Source organism: Polaromonas sp., from assembly GCF_030682935.1.
GTDB lineage: Bacteria > Pseudomonadota > Gammaproteobacteria > Burkholderiales > Burkholderiaceae_C > Polaromonas.
On sequence record NZ_JAUXNA010000184.1, the window covers coordinates 26,223 to 43,160 of the forward strand.

Consider the following 16,938-nt stretch of genomic DNA (forward strand, 5'->3'; position numbering starts at 1 on the left):
ATGATGCGCAGAGGCCTACGGGTTCACCGGCGTGGCCGCTGTTCTGGTCCCTGTCAGACTTTCGAAAGGACGTGCCATGAATGCTGCCAAACCCGAATCGCTGGCCCTGCAACGCCTGTACCATTGGGAGAGGACCGCGCCTGATCGCATCGCGCTGAGCCAGCCGATGGGCGGTGGCGTGGTCCGGGACTTCACCTGGGCCCAGGTGGCCGACCAGGTGCGCCGCATGGCCGCCCACCTGAAGGCCCAGGGCTGGGAGCCGGGCTCGAAGGTGGCGATCCTGTCCAAGAACTGCGCCTGGTGGCTGATGAGCGACCTGGCCATCTGGATGGCCGGCCATGTCTCGGTGCCGCTGTACCCGACGTTGGCGTCCGGCACCATCGAGCAGATACTGACCCACAGCGAAGCGCGGGCCTGCTTCGTCGGCAAGCTCGACGGCTGGGCGGGCATGAAGCCCGGCGTGCCGGCTGGCCTGCCGTGCATCAGCTGCCCGCTGTCGCCGCCGGACGTGATCCAGGGCTGCGAGGGCTGGGATGTGATCTGCGCGCGCAACCCGCCGCTCAAGGGCGAAGTGACGCGCGGCGCCGACGAACTGGCCACGCTGATCTACACCTCGGGCACCACCGGCCGGCCCAAGGGCGTGATGCACAGCTTCGGCAACTTCGCCTGGGCACTGGACACCGGCCTCAAGCGCATCCCGATGACGGCCGAGGACCGCATGCTGTCGTACCTGCCGCTGGCCCACGTGGTCGAGCGCGTGCTGGTCGAGCATGGCTGGCTGCACACCGGCATGCGCGTGTACTTTGCCGAATCGCTGGAGACCTTCACGGCCGACCTGCAGCGCGCGCGCCCGACCATATTCTTCTCGGTGCCGCGCCTGTGGGTCAAGTTCCAGAACGGCGTGCACCACAAGCTGCCGCCGGCCAAGCTCGAACGCCTGCTGTCGATCCCGATCATCGGCGGCCTGGTGCGGCGCAAGGTACTCAAGGCGCTGGGCCTGGACCAGTGCAGCATCGCGGTGGGCGGTGCGGCGCCGATGCCGGTGGCCCTGCTGGACTGGTACCGCAAGCTCGGCCTGCCGATCAACGAAGGCTACGGCATGACCGAAAACCTGGCCATCTCGCACCTCACGCTGCCGGGCCACAACCAGCAGGGCACGGTGGGCCCGACCTACGACGGCGTCGAGTCGCGCATCGATGCCCAGACCGGCGAAATCCAGATGCGCAACGCCGCGCTGATGCTCGGCTACTACAAGGAGCCGGAGCTGAGCCGCGAGACCTTCACCGCAGACGGCTGGCTGCGCACCGGCGACATGGGCCAGGTGGACGCGCAGGGCAACCTGCGCATCACCGGCCGCCTGAAGGACCTGTTCAAGACCAGCAAGGGCAACTACGTCGCGCCGGCGCCGATCGAGGACAGGCTGGGGATGCACGCCTCGGTGGAAGCCTGTGTCGTCACCGGCGCCAACCTGGGCCAACCGCTGGGCATCGTGATGCTCAATGCCGAGGCCGCCGCACGCGCCGGCAACCCCGCGGCGCGGGCCGAGCTGGAGCGCTCGCTGGCTGAGCACCTGCGCAGCATCAACGCGGCGCTGGACCTGCACGAGCAACTGGCCTGCCTGGTCGTCGTGACCACGCCGTGGACGGTCGACAACGACATCATCACCCCCACGTTCAAGGTCAAGCGCAAGCGCATCGATGAGGTCTATGCCGTGCAGTACGAGCGCTGGGAGTCCTCGGGCCGCAAGGTGATCTGGCAGACGGCGTGAAACCGCAGCGCTGCCGGGCTGCGGTCGCCATGCCTGGGGTATCCTCGGCGCGGCGTACCCGCAGCACAGACCGTGCATGAGGCCGCACGGCCGCCCGAAGGGCGAATTCCCTCTCGGAGGGACGGCGCGCAGTGCCAGGGGTGCACCAATGAGCATGGCCCGCCCGGACCGGGGTATTTTGACCACAAGGAGGCAGGCGATGAAGGGTGTACTTGCGCGGCTGCTGGCCGCCATGCTGGTGATGATCGCGGCCGCCCGGAGCCGCGCGGCTGGCACGCGTCGCTCAAGTTGGCGGTGATCGTCGGCGTGGCGGTGGCCGCGCTCGCCTTCGTGCTCATGCCGGGTTGGACGCGCTCGTCGATGGCCGACATGGGGTACTGGGTCGATTGGCTCAACCTGGCCGCCATGGTCATCGGTGCCGGGGGCGTCGCGGCGGCCTTCGTCTGGCCGTTGAGCGTGATGTGGCGCAGTCGCACCGGCAACCGTCTGAGATCCGCCTCGCGAGCCCCCGGAGACCTCGGCCCCGCGCGGCGGCGGCAAGCGCCGACCACGATGCGGCGCTGCACTGATCCGGCCCACGGCCCCGGCCGCGTTCGGGCAGGGGCGCATCGGTGATCCAGGAGGCCAGGGAGATGCGGGCCATTTCGCCGGGCGCTCACCGCAGACGGCTGCTTGCCGTTGCGCTGCTGACCACCGCTGCGCTGCTGGCTGTGGCGGCGCTGCCGCCGATCCCCTCAGCCCGAGCACTATCACCACTTCGCCGACCAGCGCGCCGTGCTCGGTGTGCCGCATGCGCTGAACGTCGTTTCCAGCCTGGGGTTCCTGATCGTCGGTGCCGTCGGCCTGGGTCGGTTGTCGCGACCGGGCTCGTCGTTCGCCGATGCACGCGAACGCTGGCCCTATGCGGTGTTCTTCGTGAGCCTCGTGGGGGTGGATTTCGGCTCGGCTTACTACCACCTCGCGCCCAGCCACGGCACCTTGTTCTGGGACAGGTTGCCGATGAGCCTGGTCTTCATGTCTTTGCTCAGCGCCGTGCTGGTCGAGCGTCTGGGCCCGCGCGTCGGCCTGCGGCTGTTTTCCTGGCTGGCGGCGGCCGGCCCGTTCAGCGTCGTCTACTGGATCTTGAGCGAGCGCGCCGGCGTCGGCGATCTGCGACTGTACGGCCTGGTGCACTTCTACCCGGCGCTGCTGATTCCGTTGCTGATGTGGCTGTTTGCGCCGCGCTACACGCGCGGCCGCGACCTGTTGGTGGTGCTGGCCCTCTACGCCACCGCGCTGGTGGCGGAACGCCTGGATCAAGAGGTCTTCGCGGCCGGCGGCTGGATCAGCGGCCACAGCGTGAAGCATGTGCTGGCCGCCGTGGCTGCCGCTTGGGCGGTTCGCATGCTGCGCTTGCGCAACCCGGCCCCCGGTGCGTCACAGGCGCGCTGAACGCGTGGGAGGGATAACCGGGCCTGTGTCTCACGGCGCCGGCCGGATCACCTGGCCATGGCGGCGCAGTTGCGCGAACAGCGCGCCCGCGGTCTGCGACAGCGTGGGACTGACCGGCACGCCCGCCTCGCGCAGCATGGCGGCGATCCAGACATTGCAGGTTGCGAACAGATGGAATGCTTCGCGCGAGGCGTAGAAGCGACTCGTGCCGTAAAGCCCCGGCCCGAGCGGGATCGGTCGGCCGGTGGCGTCCAGTTCGTGGCTGGCCGAAATGGCGGCGACCAGCCGCGCGAAACCCTGCGGCGTGATCTGCAGGGCGACGATCTCGGCGGACGCGAAGTAGTGCTCAACCGGGCCGCTGAAGGCCACCATGTGCAGCACGCCCGCAGTCGGCCACAGCAGCGCGCGCAGCCCGAGCCACACCGACGGATCGGCTGCCTGGTAATACGCGCGGTCGCCCCAGCCCACCTCGAGATGCTCGGCGCCGACGAACTCGCGCCGCGCCGGCCAGGCGTGCTCGGGCACCTCAGCGGCGCGCACGACGATGCCGCTGTGCCAGCCGTGACGCACGACGAGGACGCGATGCATCGTCGCCTGCGCATCGACCGCCGGCGCTGCGCCGGGACTCAACTGCGCCGCGCAGCCCGGCGCCAGCACGACGAGGGCGAGCAGCAGCAGAAGGGCGGCGAGGCGGCCGACGCTGCCAGCCATGAGCGTTTGTCGCGAAAGGCAGCTGGAGCGCATGCCGGTGCTCATGGGTGCACCCTTGGCACTGCGCGCCGTCCCGCCAGGCGGGAATTCGCCCTTCGGGCGGCCGTGCGGCCTCATGGCCACACGGGGTGATGCCGGCTGATCCAGCGGTCGGAAGGGAGGACAGGTCAATGCGGGCACTCTTGCCGATCACGCCGGGCATCGCCCGGACGGGTCAGGTAGGACACGATACCGTCCAGCGCATGCAGCCTCGGGTAGCCGGCCTCGGCCTTCAGCCAGTCATCCAGCTCATCTCCATCGACACAGCCGCGCGCCTCGTAGCAGGCGTAGGCGGTCTCGCGAATGGCTTGTTCACGCTCAGCGGCCGGCGCCGGCTGGACTGTGCGGACGGGCTCATCAGGTTCCTGCTTTGGAGGGATGTTCCTCCTCTGCGCTCTGCAATTTGCGGTCTCGGTCATTGCATGTTGCTGCTGCATTTCGACTCTCCTGTGATTGAAAGGGGAGGTGCAGCGACCGTGTCACGAGCGCATGAATGCACCCGTTCAACATAGCTGCTGGCGCGGCCGGGTCATTGCGCCACGTCAACTCGTAGACGATTGGCGGGGCGTTGGCGCGGCGTGCGGGCTCAGCAGATGCGCGGCAGCGGCTCGCCGCTCAGCCAGTTAATGCGGTAAGGGCTGAAGCTTCCAGATATCGCGGTTGTATTCCTGCATGGTGCGGTCAGTCGAGAAAAATCCGCTGGAGGCGGTATTGAGGATGCTCATGCGCGTCCAGCTGGCCTGATCCTGCCACGCGCGCGCCACTTGCTGTTGTGCATCCACATAAGCCCGAAAATCAGCCAGCGTCATCCACGGGTCGTGCGGACTCCGGACGGCGTCCAGAATCATGTCGAATATGCCCGGTTCACAGGGATTGAAGTGGCCCGCAGCCAGCAGGTCAATCACTTCGCGCAGGTCGCTGTCGGCGTCGATATAGGTCTGGGGTTGATAGTGGCCGCGCAGCGCTTCAACGTCGTTCGCACGCAGGCCGAACAAAAAGAAATTGTCTTCGCCCACCGCTTCCAGAATTTCGATATTTGCGCCGTCGTAGGTGCCGATCGTCGCGGCGCCATTCATCATGAACTTCATGTTTCCGGTGCCGGACGCCTCCTTGCCCGCGGTGGAAATCTGCTCGGAGAGGTCGGTCGCAGGCGCAATAATTTCCATGCTCGACACCCGGTAGTTGGGCAGAAACGCGACTTTCAGGCGGCCATCGACATCGGGGTCGTTATTCACCACGTCGGCCACGCTGTTGACGAGTTTGATGATGCGTTTGGCCATCGCGTAGCCCGGCGCAGCCTTGCCGCCGATCAGCACGCAGCGGTCGGCCCAGCCGTCCAGATGCCCGTGCTTGATGCGGTTGTACAGGTGAATCACGTGCAGCACGTTGAGCAGTTGCCGCTTGTATTCGTGGATGCGCTTGACCTGCACGTCGAACAGCGCCGCCGGGTCGAACGTCACCCCACACTCGGCCCTGACCAGCGCAGCGAGGCGTTCCTTGTTGGCGTGCTTGGTCGCGTGCCAGTCGGCGTGAAATGCCTTGTTTCCCAGATCTGCCAGCGGCTTGAGCTTTTCCAGTTGCGTCAGATCGGCCACCCAGTCCTCGCCGATTCTTGAGCTGATCAGCGCACTCATGCCGGGGTTGGCGTGCGCTAGCCAGCGGCGCGGGGTGACACCGTTGGTTTTATTGTTGAATTTGCCCGGCCACAGATCGACAAAGTCGCGGAACAGCCCTTCCTTCAGCAGTTGCGAATGTAGCGCCGCCACGCCATTGATCGAAAAACTGCCGACGATGGCGAGCCAGGCCATGCGCACATGGCGCACCTCACCCTCCTCGATGATCGACATGCGGCGCTGGCGGTCGACATCGCCCGGCCATTTCAGCGACACCTCGCGCAGGAAATGCGCGTTGATTTCGTAAATAATCTCCAGCAGACGCGGCAGCAAGCGTTCGAACAGGCTGACCGGCCATTTCTCCAGCGCTTCCGGCAACAAGGTATGGTTGGTGTAGGCCATGCAGCGGGTGGTGATGTCCCAGGCCAGCCCCCAGGACACGCCTTTTTCGTCCAGCAGGATACGCATCAACTCCGCCACGGCGATGGTTGGATGCGTGTCGTTCATCTGAAATACGTTGTCCTGGGCGAACTGGGCGAACTCGACATGCCCCAGCGACTGCCAGCGCCGCAACACATCCTTGAGGCTGGCCGAGGCCAGGAAATACTGCTGGCGCAAGCGCAACTCCTTGCCGTTTTCGCTGATGTCATTGGGGTACAGCACCATGGTGATGTGCTCGGCATTGTTCTTGTCTCGCACCGATTCAGTGTAGCTGCCGGCGTTGAATTCGCTCAGGTCAAATTCATCCGTCGCGGTCGCTCTCCACAAGCGCAGCGTATTCACGGTGTGATTGCGATACCCCACAATCGGCATGTCGTAAGGCACTGCCAGCACATCGCAGGTGTCCACCCAATGCATTCTCAAGACCCCTTGCGCATCATGATAGGCGTCGCTCCTGCCACCGAAGTGCACGCGCTGGGTATATTCACTGCGCTCAACCTCCCACGGGTTGCCGTCGCGCAACCAGTGATCGGGATCTTCTATTTGATGGCCATCTTCAATGTGCTGACGGAACATGCCGTATTCGTAACGTATGCCGTATCCCATCACGGGCAATTGCAGCGTGGCGCAACTGTCCATGAAACACGCAGCCAGCCGCCCCAGACCGCCATTGCCCAGACCCGCGTCAGTCTCATGCTCACAGATTTCTTCCAGCTTCAAACTGTAGTCGAGCATCGCTTGCTCGGTCTCGTTCGTGATCCCCAGGTTCAGCAGGGTGTTGCCGAGTGCGCGCCCCATCAGGAATTCCAGCGATAAGTAGTACGCGCGGCGCACGCCCGGTACGCTGCCTACCCCAGCTGCTGTCCTGCTCCAGTCCGGCATGATGCGGTTGCGCAGCGCGTAAGCCAGCGCGTGATAAAAATACACCGGCGGTCCATCCTGAAATCGCCCTAAATGGCAGGAGAGATAATGATGGAAATCTTTACCTATCGATTCGCCGTTGCAATCGAGCCTGTTCAGGCTCAGTGGCAAGTTGGGATCATTCGATTTGTTGGCCCACATGGTGCAATCCTCCTAAGTCTGGTATAGCGCCAGATAATGCGCAGCGCTTTCGTTCCAATCAAATGTCTGCCGCATCCCCGTCTGTTGCAAGCACCGCCACCGGGCGGGCTGGCGCATGAGTTCCAGTGCGCGGCGAATGGCGGTGAGAAACGCGGCGACATCGGGCGTATCGAACACGAAACCGGTCGCGCTGCCATCGGCGAGCGTCGTCTCGTTCGCATCGACTACGGTGTCGGCGAGTCCGCCGGTTTTGTAAACCACGGGCGGCGTGCCGTAGCGCAGGCTGTACATCTGGTTCAGCCCGCACGGCTCAAAGCGCGACGGCATCAGGAACAGGTCAGCGCCGGCCTCGATCTGGTGCGCCAGCGCCTCGTCGTAGCCGATCTTGACGAACACGCGATCCGGATGCTTTTTGGCCAGCCGGGTCAGCTTCTGTTCGTACGCCACCTGGCCGCTGCCCAGCAGCACGAAACGCGCGTCGGTCTCGACGAGCAGGATCGTCATCGCGGCAAGCACCCAGTCCACCCCCTTTTGTTCGACCAGCCGTCCTACCAGCCCCAGCACCGGCGCGGTCAGCTGGCTATCGCTGGTTGTGCCCAGAAAACGCTCCAGCAGCGCCCGCTTGTTGTGCTTTTTTCCAGGATTGATTCGGCTTGCAGAATAATGCGCAGGCAAGTGCGTATCCGTAGCCGGATTCCACACACGGGTATCGATGCCATTCAAAATGCCCTGCAGCTTGGACTGGCGCGATTGCAGCAAACCCTCGAGGCCGTGGCCAAACTCCGGGGTGCAGATTTCCCGGGCGTAAGTCGGGCTGACGGTCGTCACCGCATCGGCATAAACGATGCCGGCTTTCAACATGGAAAAGCCGCCATGAAACTCCACACCTTCGGACGTCCACCAATGGCTGGGCAGTTGCAGCCGGACAAAATCGCCATGTGAAAAATAGCCGCCGTAGGCCAGGTTGTGAATGGTGAATACCGTTTTCGGGCGATTGCTTTGCTCGTGTAAAAATGCCGCAGTCAGCCCGGTTTGCCAGTCATGCAGATGCACTACTTCGGGCTGCCAGCCAAGGTTCAGTGCATCCTGCCCCAGCAATGCCGCCACCCGCGAAAATACGGTAAAGCGTTCAGCGTTGTCCAGCCAGTCCTGCCCGGGCGCGCATACATACGGATTGCCGACGCGATCAAACAAGGGCGGGCAATCCACCACCCATAGCGGAAACGCAAAATCGGGATGCCGCGTTTCCAGAATGCGCGCGCTATGGATGCCCTCCGCGCCGCGCACATCCAGCCAGCCGAGAATGCGCACCTGATCAAGTTGATGCAGCAGCGCACGATAACCCGGCAGCACCAGGCGAATATCCAGCCCCCGCCCGTGCAAGGCATGCGGAAGGCTGTGTACCACATCGCCCAGGCCGCCTGTTTTAATCAGAGGGTAGGCTTCACTCGCCACAAATAAAACTTTCATCGCTTCGTGCTTCGTTGTTGATTTTTTGCTTATCAGGGCGACACTTTGAAAAATACCGCCGCTAGCGGCGGCAGCGTCACTTCAAACGAATGTTCGAATCCCATCCACGGAATCGCCTGGGGCAGAACTGCACCGCTATTACCGATATTGCTGCCGCCATAAAACTCGGAATCGGTATTCAGCACCTCGTGCCACAAATGTCCGGAAGGCACGCCGACGCGATAGCCGAACCGTGTCACCGGGGTGAAATTCAGCAGTACGATCATTTGCGCAGCGGGCGACTTGCCTTGCCGCACAAAGCTCAGCACCGACTGATCGGCGTCGTGACAATCGATCCAGCGAAAGCCGCGCGGATCGAAATCAAAATCGTGCAATGCGGGCTCGGTTCGATACAAGCGGTTGAGGTCCCCCAATAGCCGCCGCAGGCTGTCGTGTGCAGGGAATTCCAGCAGCGCCCAGTCGAGTTCGCCCTTTTCAGACCATTCGTTCCACTGCCCGAATTCGCTGCCCATGAACATCAGCTTCTTGCCGGGGTGACCATATTGCCAGGCGTAGAACAGCCGCAGGTTGGCGAAGCGCTGCCACACGTCGCCCGGCATTTTATCGAGCAGGCTTTTTTTCATGTGCACCACTTCGTCGTGCGACAACGGCAGCACGAAGTTTTCGCTCCACGCGTACATCTGGCTGAAGGTCAACTGGTTGTGTTGATATTTTCGATACACCGCGTCTTGTTCGAAATACGCCAGGCTGTCGTTCATCCAGCCCATATTCCACTTCATCGAAAAACCCAAGCCCCCCAACTCCACCGCGCGCGACACCGCGGGCCAGGCCGTGGACTCTTCGGCAAAGGTCAGCACGCCAGGGTGGCGACCGTGTACCTCAACATTCAGCTCGCGCAGGAAAGCAATCGCTTCAATGTTTTCGCGCCCGCCGTATTGATTTGGCAGCCACTCGCCCTCGCGCCGCGAATAATCCAGATACAGCATCGACGCCACCGCATCGACCCGCAGGCCATCGATGTGAAACTCTTCCAGCCAGTACAGCGCGTTGGCAATCAGAAAGTTTTTAACCTCGTTGCGGCCATAGTTGAAAATCAGCGTGCCCCAATCCTGATGCTCGCCGCGACGCGGGTCGTCGTGTTCGTATAGCGCCTCGCCGGTAAACCGCGCCAGCGCAAAATCGTCTTTGGGGAAATGCGCCGGCACCCAGTCGAGAATCACGCCGAGCTGGTGCTGGTGACAGGAATCGACAAAACGGCGGAACGCTTCCGGCGAGCCGTAGCGCGCGGTCGGCGCGTAATAGCCCGACACCTGATAGCCCCACGACGCGTCCAGCGGATGCTCGGTAATCGGCAGCAACTCGATATGGGTGTAGCCAAGTTCCAGCACATAGGGAATCAGCTTGGCGGCCAGTTCGTCCCAGGAATAAAAGCTGCCATCGGCGTGACGCCGCCACGACCCGGCGTGCAATTCGTAAATGCTGATCGGTTGGTGCTGCCAGTCGAATCCGGCGCGGGCCGTCATCCAGTCGCCGTCCTGCCACACCCGGCCAAGCTCGGCGGGAATCGCGCTGGTGGTCTCGGGGCGCGGAAACATCTGGCGCGCGTAAGGATCGGTCTTTTTGACCAGTTGACCCTGCGCGCTGAGGATTTCGTATTTGTACGCTTCGCCTGCCGCAAGGCCGGGGATGAATAGCTCCCAGATGCCCCCGTCGCCGCGACAGCGCATCGGGTGGCGGCGGCCGTCCCAGACGTTGAAATCACCAATCACGCTGACCCGCTGCACCGCCGGCGCCCATACTGCAAACAGGCAGCCTGCGATGCCGTCTATGATTTTAAGCCGCGCCCCCAATACCTGCCAGGCCTGCATATGGCGGCCTTCACCCAGCAGATAAATATCCAGTTCGCCCAATTGCGGCTCAAAGCTGTAGGGGCTGAGCGTGCTGTGCCACGCGCCCACCTGCTTGTCCTGCCAGCGCAACAGCGGGTGTGGATCATGCGCCACGCCCGTGCCCAGCTTGAGTTCGAAGCAATCGGTGCCGACGACGCGACTCATGCGCAGGCCTTCGGCTTCCACCGCTTCGGCCATAGGCAAGAACGCGCGCAGGATGCTTGACCCATCCGTTTCAACATGCCAGCCCAGCACTTCGAACGGATCGTGGTGCGTGCCAGTCTGGACGCGCATGATGGGCGCACTGATGGCAGGCAAACGACTGACCGGCTTTTTGGCGGGGGTGGATTCGGGTACATTCATGACGGATTTCTTGTCTCGCATCGAGCGGTTTTCTCTAATTGTTCATGCAAACAGGATGCCAGTTCAGGCACCAGCATGTCCCATTGAAAACGCCAGCGCCAGTTGCCCTCAGACGTCCCCGGTGTATTCATCCGGGCTTCGCTACCCAGACGCAGCACATCCTGCATCGGCAAGATCGCCAGCGTTGCGCGGCTCGCCAGAACGCTTGCCTGCATGGCGTCGAGCACCTGGTCGGCGTCAGCCGCGTTCAATTGCTGCTGAATCGGGTGCTGCACCTCCTCCGGCAGGCTGGCAAACCAGCCCAGCGTCGTGTCGTTGTCGTGGGTGCCGGTGTAATACACGATATCCTCACCGACGTTTTCAGGTTTGTGCGGATTGTCGGCATGCCCGTCAAACGCAAATTGCAGCACCGCCATGCCGGGCAAATGAAAATCGCGGCGCAGCGCCGTCACATCCGGGGTAATTACCCCGAGGTCTTCTGCGACCAGGGGGATTTCACCCATTTCGTCTTTGAGTTTTTTCAGTAACTCGGCACCCGGCACGGGCTGCCAACTGCCGTTGACCGCCGTGTCGTCTGCTGCCGGGATAGTCCATGCTGCGGCGAGGCCGCGGAAATGATCGATGCGCACCAGATCAAACCATTTAAAATGGTAGCGCAGTCGATCAAGCCACCAGCTAAAGCCCTCGTCCCGCATCACCGCCCAGTTGTAGTGCGGGTTGCCCCAGCGCTGCCCGGCTGCTGAAAAATAATCCGGCGGCACGCCCGCCACCACGGTCGGCCTGCCCGCGTCATCCAGCAAAAAACGCTGAGGATGCGCCCATACATCGGCGCTGTCGTGCGCAACAAAAATCGGCATGTCGCCAAACAAGGCGATGCCGCGCGCATGCGCCGCCTGCCGTATACCCTGCCAGTGCGAATAGGCGTGATATTGCTCGGTCATCACTGCGACCAGCGCTTCTTCATGAAGCCGGTCAAATGCCGACAGTGCCTGCGGCTCGCGCTGACGTAAAGACTCAGGCCAATCGACCCAGCACGCGCCATTTTGCAAGCGCTTGATCACCATGAAACGCGCGTAATCATCCAGCCAGCGTTGCTGCGCGCGACGCCAGCGGGGAAAGCTGCGCATATCGGCACGCGTCTTGGGAAACAGCGCCGGGTTGACCGCAAACGCCGACGCGCACTGATAGGGCGACAAGCCGGTGATGGGCACACCCAGCGGCAGCATCTGCCACAGCGTGCAGCCGCTCGCCTGCAAAAAATCCAGCCATGGCAGCGCGTCCGTCAGCGTGCCAGACGGCAGCGAAGTCGGGTGCAGCAAAATGCCCGCACGGCGCTGACCGGAGTTGAACAGGCTCATCAGCCGCACGCCCTATTGACCCGACCAATAAACGCGGAGCGTTGCGCGCTCATCCGACGTTCCTGCGCATGGTGCCGGCATTCGCGGCCCGGCCACCCCCGTGCGACAGCTCGACCTCGAGTTGCGGCGGCGGCACAACACCGATCAAGCGATACAGCATACGTAACTGGGTGCGAAACAGTTGCTCAAAGTCGCTGACGCTGCCGGACGGGTTGTAGTCGCCAAACCACCAGAACCAGTCCGAGCCTTCGCACACCCCAAGCTGCCGCGTGGCCAGCGCGAGTTGCTCGGAATTCAGGCTGCCTGCCGCGACCACACGGTCATAGGCCCGCTTGGCCGCGACCAGGTAATCCCAGCCGCGATTCTTGTCGTCGGAACCGATCCAGGTGGAAAAACTGCCGTACACCCAACTGCCTGCCGACAGATGTTTCAGGGGAATGGCGGGCGCATTCTTGGCTTGTTCGGCAAAGGTCGTCATGCGCAAGGCGGTGTGCTTTGACAATGCGCAATACAGCGCGTCGAGAAAGAAATGGCCGTTGTCCGGGTAATACTCCCAGGCGTTTTCGCCATCCAGAATGACCGAGACGACTTTCTTGTCCGCCTTGTCGCCCCACAGCGCGGCAATGTTTTCCAGATGCTGAATGAAATCGCCCACGGCATCGTCAGAATGCCAGTCACTGTATTTGAAACCGATCAGGTCGGACAGACCATCGTCGCGGAAAAACAATCGGGTCTGAGTGCCGTCGACCTGTGCTGGAGAAAACAGACTGTGCTTGCTGGCGAGCTCCGCATCGGTGCTGCCGGATTGCGCAAAACTATGGCGCCATACGCCTTCGCCCGACGCGGTCCAGCGGATTTCGAATTCATCGAGTTGCGTCAGCGCATCGCGGCTGACGCCGCCTTCGGACAGCCATACGCCTTGCGGCTTGCGGCCAAAATAGTGTTCGAATACGGCGATCCCTTCCTGCAAATGCCAGCGCGAACGCTCCGCGCCCCCGGGATAACCGTCAGCCGTCGGCGCGGGCGCGTCCGGCTGCGCATCGCGCATATTCCTGAAATCGTTGAGCAAAGGCACGATGGGATGGCCATAAGGCGTCACCGACAATTCGATCTGTCCACGATCAGCCAGCACACGGTAACGAGGAATCAGTCCTGCCAGACACCCCTGCATCAGGCTTAGCAGTTCGCGCCGATCCACTGCCGAATAATCCTGTTCCTGTGTCAGCAGTCGCTGCGCCAACGGCGTTTGTTTCAAGGAATGGCCAAGCCAGGCGAGGTGATACCAGGTGAGCAAATCCAGAAAATACTGCTCGCTCAGATAGCTCAGGTGCCATTGCATGCCATGGATGCCGATGCCCGCCTCATCGGTCGCGCCTATCATGCGCAACAAGCGATGAAAAGCAGGATGCGGGTGGATCATGCGCGGCGCGTGGCAACGCTGGCAGGCCTGGATCAGCGCCAGCCGCGCGGCGGCATCCGTTGGAATCGGCTCGATACCGGCCAGAAAATTCAACATGTGATCCTGAGTTGGCACCCCGGTTTTGAGCATGGCGTCGAGCTGCTGAGCGTAATCATCGAGTTGCTCCAGCAGCACCGGCGCAAAATTCACGACTGCGCGCATTGCCGGGCAGCGTTCCAGATGCGCGGCCATGTCGCTGTAATCCTTGATGCCGTGCAAGTAAACCCACGGCAGGTGATAGGCGCCCGCGAGCCCTTCACGGTAATACGGCTGGTGCATGTGCCAGCACAACACGACATTGAGCTTTTTGACTCTGGGTTGATCGGCGTGATGTGATTCAGTTGTAGTCATGGCTGCTATGCAATCTCGGATACAAAATCTGCCCGAGCATGGCCATGGTCACCAATACAATGCCCTCCTGGGTCACATGGAAACGCTTAGCGTCCTCGACCAGGTCTTCGCCGATGACGGTGCCATCCGGGATTACACAGCTCTTGTCGATAATGGCCCGAGTGATCCGGCAGTTGCGGCCAATATTCACCTTGGGCAAGATTACGCTGTCCTTGATCAGGCTGCAGCTTTCCACCGTGGTGGCGAAAAACAGCACCGAGCGTTTGACCCGCGCGCCCGACAGGATGCAGCCACCCGCAATCAGCGAATCGATCGCCTCGCCGCGGCGGTCGTCATCGTCAAAAATGAACTTGGCTGGCGGATATTGCGGCTGGTAGGTCCAGATGGGCCAGTCGTGGTTATACAGATTGAGTTCTGGATCAATCGCACACAGTTCCATATTGGTTTGCCAGTAGGAATACACCGTGCCGACATCGCGCCAGTAACCCGGCTCGCCTTTATCGGTGCGGAAAGGAAACGCCATCGCGCGCGCGTCGGCAATGTTCTCGGGAATAATGTCTTTGCCAAAATCGTGCGAGGACTGCATTTTGCCTGCATCGTCCACCAGGGCTTTGTACAGAAAATCCTTGGAAAAAATGTAAATGCCCATCGACACCAGCGCCATGCCGGGCTTGCCGGGAACCGGCTCCGGGTTGGCGGGTTTTTCGGTAAAGCGGGTAATGCGCATATCTGCATCCACCGACATCACCCCGAAGGCACTGGCTTCCGCCAGCGGCACTTCGACACTGCCTACAGTAAACTCCGCGCCGGTTTGCACGTGATACAACAGCATTTCGGAGTAATCCATGGTGTAAACATGGTCGCCGCCGAGCACGATGACGTATTCCGGATGGTGGCGCTGGACGATATCGATATTTTGGTACAGCGCGTCCGCCGTGCCCTGGTACCATTCTTTTTTGTGGGTGCGCTGCTGCGCCGGCAGGATTTCCACAAACTCCCCGATTTCTGTGCGCATGAAACTCCAGGCGCGCTGCAGATGGCGGATCAGCGAATGGGATTTATATTGGGTTAACACGCCGATGCGGCGGATCCCGGAATTGACGCAGTTGGACAAGGCAAAATCGATAATCCGGTACTTGCCGCCGATCGGTACTGCGGGCTTGGCGCGCCAGGCCGTCAAGTCCTTGAGTCGCGAACCCTGTCCGCCGGCCAGAACCAGCGCCACCGTTTTTCGCGTCAATTCGGTCACCATCTTGGGTTCGGTGTAGTGACGATAAAGCTTGGTCTGCTGGTCTTTCGAAATCGTCATATTCCGCTCCTGGCTGAATTCCGATGGCGTGCGGCAGATTGAAATGACAACCCGGCCCCCGGTGCGTCACAGGCGCACTGAACGAGCGGGAGGGATTCGCCCCAACCCACCTCGAGGCAGGCGTAGGCGGTCTCGGTCATTGCATGCTGCTGCATGTCGAATCTCCTGTAATTGAAAGGGGAAAGGGGAGGTGCAGCGACCATGTCACGAGCGCATCAATGCACCCGTTCAACATAGCTGCTGGCGCGACTGGGTTATTGCGCCATGTCAACTCGTAGACGATTGGCGGGGCGTTGGCGCGGAGTGCGGGCTCAGCAGATGCGCGGCAGCGGCTCGCCGCTCAGCCAGTCCACCACCCGGCGCCCGCCGAAGGCCGTGGCCATCTGCACGAAGCGATGCGGGTCGGCGTTGACCTGGCCGATGCGCGCTGCCGAATGCCCCAGCGGATGCGCGCGCATTGCCGCCAGTACCACCTCGGCTGACTCGGGGGCCACGACCGCCACCAGCTTGCCCTCGTTGGCGATGTACAGCGGGTCCAGCCCGAGCAGCTCGCAGACGGCGGCGACCTGGGGCCGCACCGGTATCGCGGCTTCCTGCAGCAGCATGCCCACCGCGGACTGGCGCGCGATCTCGTTGAGCGTGGTGGCCAGGCCGCCGCGTGTCGGGTCGCGCAGCACGCGCACCGCCCCCTCGGGTGCGGCCGCCAGCATGGCGGCCACCAGGGTGTGCAGCGCGGCGCTGTCGGAGCGGATGGTGGTGTCGAAATCAAGCGACTCGCGTTGCGACAGCACCGCCACGCCATGCTCGCCAATGCTGCCCGACAGCAGCAGCACATCGCCCGCTCGCGCCCTGGCGCCACCGATGACGCGCTCCGGCGGCAACGCGCCCAGCCCGGTGGTGCTGATGAACACGCCGTCGCCCTTGCCGCGCTCCACCACCTTGGTGTCGCCGGCGACGATGGCCACCCCCGCTTCGCGCGCCGCCGCCGCCATCGATTCGACAATGCGCTGGAGGTCCGCCAGCGGGAAGCCTTCTTCCAGAATGAAGCTGGCGCTCAGGTACAGCGGCATGGCGCCCATCATCGCCACGTCGTTGACCGTGCCATGCACCGCCAGGCAGCCGATGTCGCCGCCGGGGAAGAACAGCGGCGAGATCACATGCGCGTCGGTGGCCATGACCAGCCGGTGCCCGGGTGGCGGTGCCGGCAGCAGCGCACCGTCGTTGCCCTGGCGCAGCGCTTCGTTGTCGAACGCGCGCAGGAACAACGTCTCGATCAGTTGCGCCGACACCCGGCCACCGGCGCCATGGTTCATGTCGACGCGGCCGTGCCGCCAGTCGAGCGGACGGAGGTAGTCTTTCTTCACACTGCTCATGCCGTCACCACCGCTATGTCGCGAAAGCGTCCATAGGTGTAGTGCGCCGCGCACGCGCCCTCGCTCGAGACCATGCAGGACCCCATCGGGTGCTCGGGCGTGCAGACCGTGCCGAACAGCTTGCAGTCGGTCGGCCGCTTGACGCCGCGCAGGATGGCGCCGCACTCGCATTGCTTGTGGTCGGGCACGCTGCGATACGTCAGATCGAAGCGCTGCTCGGCATCGAACGCCGAGAATTCGGAGCGAATCTTCAGGGCGCTGGACGGCACCTCACCGAGCCCGCGCCACTCAAAACTGTCGC

At 62.7% G+C, this 16,938-nt stretch carries 12 protein-coding genes and 1 pseudogene; 3 read left to right on the plus strand and 10 right to left on the minus strand.

The genetic code is table 11. From position 1 onward, the window contains the following. Nucleotides 1-76: 76 nt before the first annotated feature. From Q8K05_RS08330 to Q8K05_RS08340, 3 genes are all read left to right on the plus strand, one after another. A complete protein-coding gene (locus Q8K05_RS08330) occupies nucleotides 77-1,768 on the plus strand; it encodes an AMP-binding protein (protein WP_305246171.1) in 1,692 nt (563 codons plus the stop codon). 288 nt (nucleotides 1,769-2,056) lie between these two features. After that, on the plus strand, nucleotides 2,057-2,383 hold the full coding sequence (locus tag Q8K05_RS08335; RefSeq protein ID WP_305246172.1) for a hypothetical protein: 327 nt from the start codon (nucleotides 2,057-2,059) through the stop codon (nucleotides 2,381-2,383). A 159-nt stretch (nucleotides 2,384-2,542) separates the two neighbouring features. Further along, nucleotides 2,543-3,199 carry a hypothetical protein gene (locus tag Q8K05_RS08340; protein WP_305246173.1) on the plus strand — a complete coding sequence of 219 codons (657 nt, stop codon included), beginning with the start codon at nucleotides 2,543-2,545 and terminating at the stop codon, nucleotides 3,197-3,199. Nucleotides 3,200-3,229: 30 nt separating this feature from the next. Here Q8K05_RS08340 and Q8K05_RS08345 read toward each other — a convergent pair whose 3' ends face one another. The 10 genes and pseudogenes from Q8K05_RS08345 to Q8K05_RS08390 form a co-directional block, all read right to left on the minus strand. Further along, nucleotides 3,230-3,955, minus strand: a complete 726-nt coding sequence (locus Q8K05_RS08345; RefSeq protein ID WP_157648526.1) for a DUF2459 domain-containing protein — start codon at nucleotides 3,953-3,955, stop codon at nucleotides 3,230-3,232. Between the two features lie 122 nt (nucleotides 3,956-4,077). Continuing rightward, a complete protein-coding gene (locus Q8K05_RS08350) occupies nucleotides 4,078-4,386 on the minus strand; it encodes a DUF2934 domain-containing protein (RefSeq protein ID WP_059751804.1) in 309 nt (102 codons plus the stop codon). 186 nt (nucleotides 4,387-4,572) lie between these two features. After that, nucleotides 4,573-7,065 (minus strand): glycogen/starch/alpha-glucan phosphorylase, encoded by a 2,493-nt coding sequence (locus Q8K05_RS08355; protein ID WP_305246174.1) that lies wholly within the window; start codon nucleotides 7,063-7,065, stop codon nucleotides 4,573-4,575. Between the two features lie 12 nt (nucleotides 7,066-7,077). Continuing rightward, on the minus strand, nucleotides 7,078-8,535 hold the full coding sequence (gene glgA / locus Q8K05_RS08360; protein WP_059751800.1) for a glycogen synthase GlgA: 1,458 nt from the start codon (nucleotides 8,533-8,535) through the stop codon (nucleotides 7,078-7,080). Nucleotides 8,536-8,567: 32 nt separating this feature from the next. Beyond that, a complete protein-coding gene (gene glgB / locus Q8K05_RS08365) occupies nucleotides 8,568-10,787 on the minus strand; it encodes a 1,4-alpha-glucan branching protein GlgB (protein ID WP_059751799.1) in 2,220 nt (739 codons plus the stop codon). Beyond that, nucleotides 10,784-12,145 (minus strand): 4-alpha-glucanotransferase, encoded by a 1,362-nt coding sequence (gene malQ, locus Q8K05_RS08370; RefSeq protein WP_059751797.1) that lies wholly within the window; start codon nucleotides 12,143-12,145, stop codon nucleotides 10,784-10,786. Before malQ ends, glgB begins: the two co-directional genes overlap by 4 nt. A gap of 49 nt (nucleotides 12,146-12,194) precedes the next feature. Beyond that, on the minus strand, nucleotides 12,195-13,955 hold the full coding sequence (locus Q8K05_RS08375; RefSeq protein WP_237763206.1) for a glycoside hydrolase family 57 protein: 1,761 nt from the start codon (nucleotides 13,953-13,955) through the stop codon (nucleotides 12,195-12,197). Further along, nucleotides 13,942-15,264: a glucose-1-phosphate adenylyltransferase gene (gene glgC, locus Q8K05_RS08380; RefSeq protein ID WP_370868805.1), complete on the minus strand. Its 1,323-nt coding sequence runs from the start codon at nucleotides 15,262-15,264 to the stop codon at nucleotides 13,942-13,944. Before glgC ends, Q8K05_RS08375 begins: the two co-directional genes overlap by 14 nt. 311 nt (nucleotides 15,265-15,575) lie before the next feature. Further along, nucleotides 15,576-16,637, minus strand: coding sequence for a hydrogenase expression/formation protein HypE (hypE, locus tag Q8K05_RS08385; RefSeq protein WP_305246175.1), 1,062 nt, complete (start codon nucleotides 16,635-16,637; stop codon nucleotides 15,576-15,578). Beyond that, nucleotides 16,634-16,938, minus strand: a pseudogene (locus Q8K05_RS08390) (hydrogenase formation protein HypD); the annotation flags it as partial. The gene hypE and the pseudogene Q8K05_RS08390, both read right to left, overlap by 4 nt.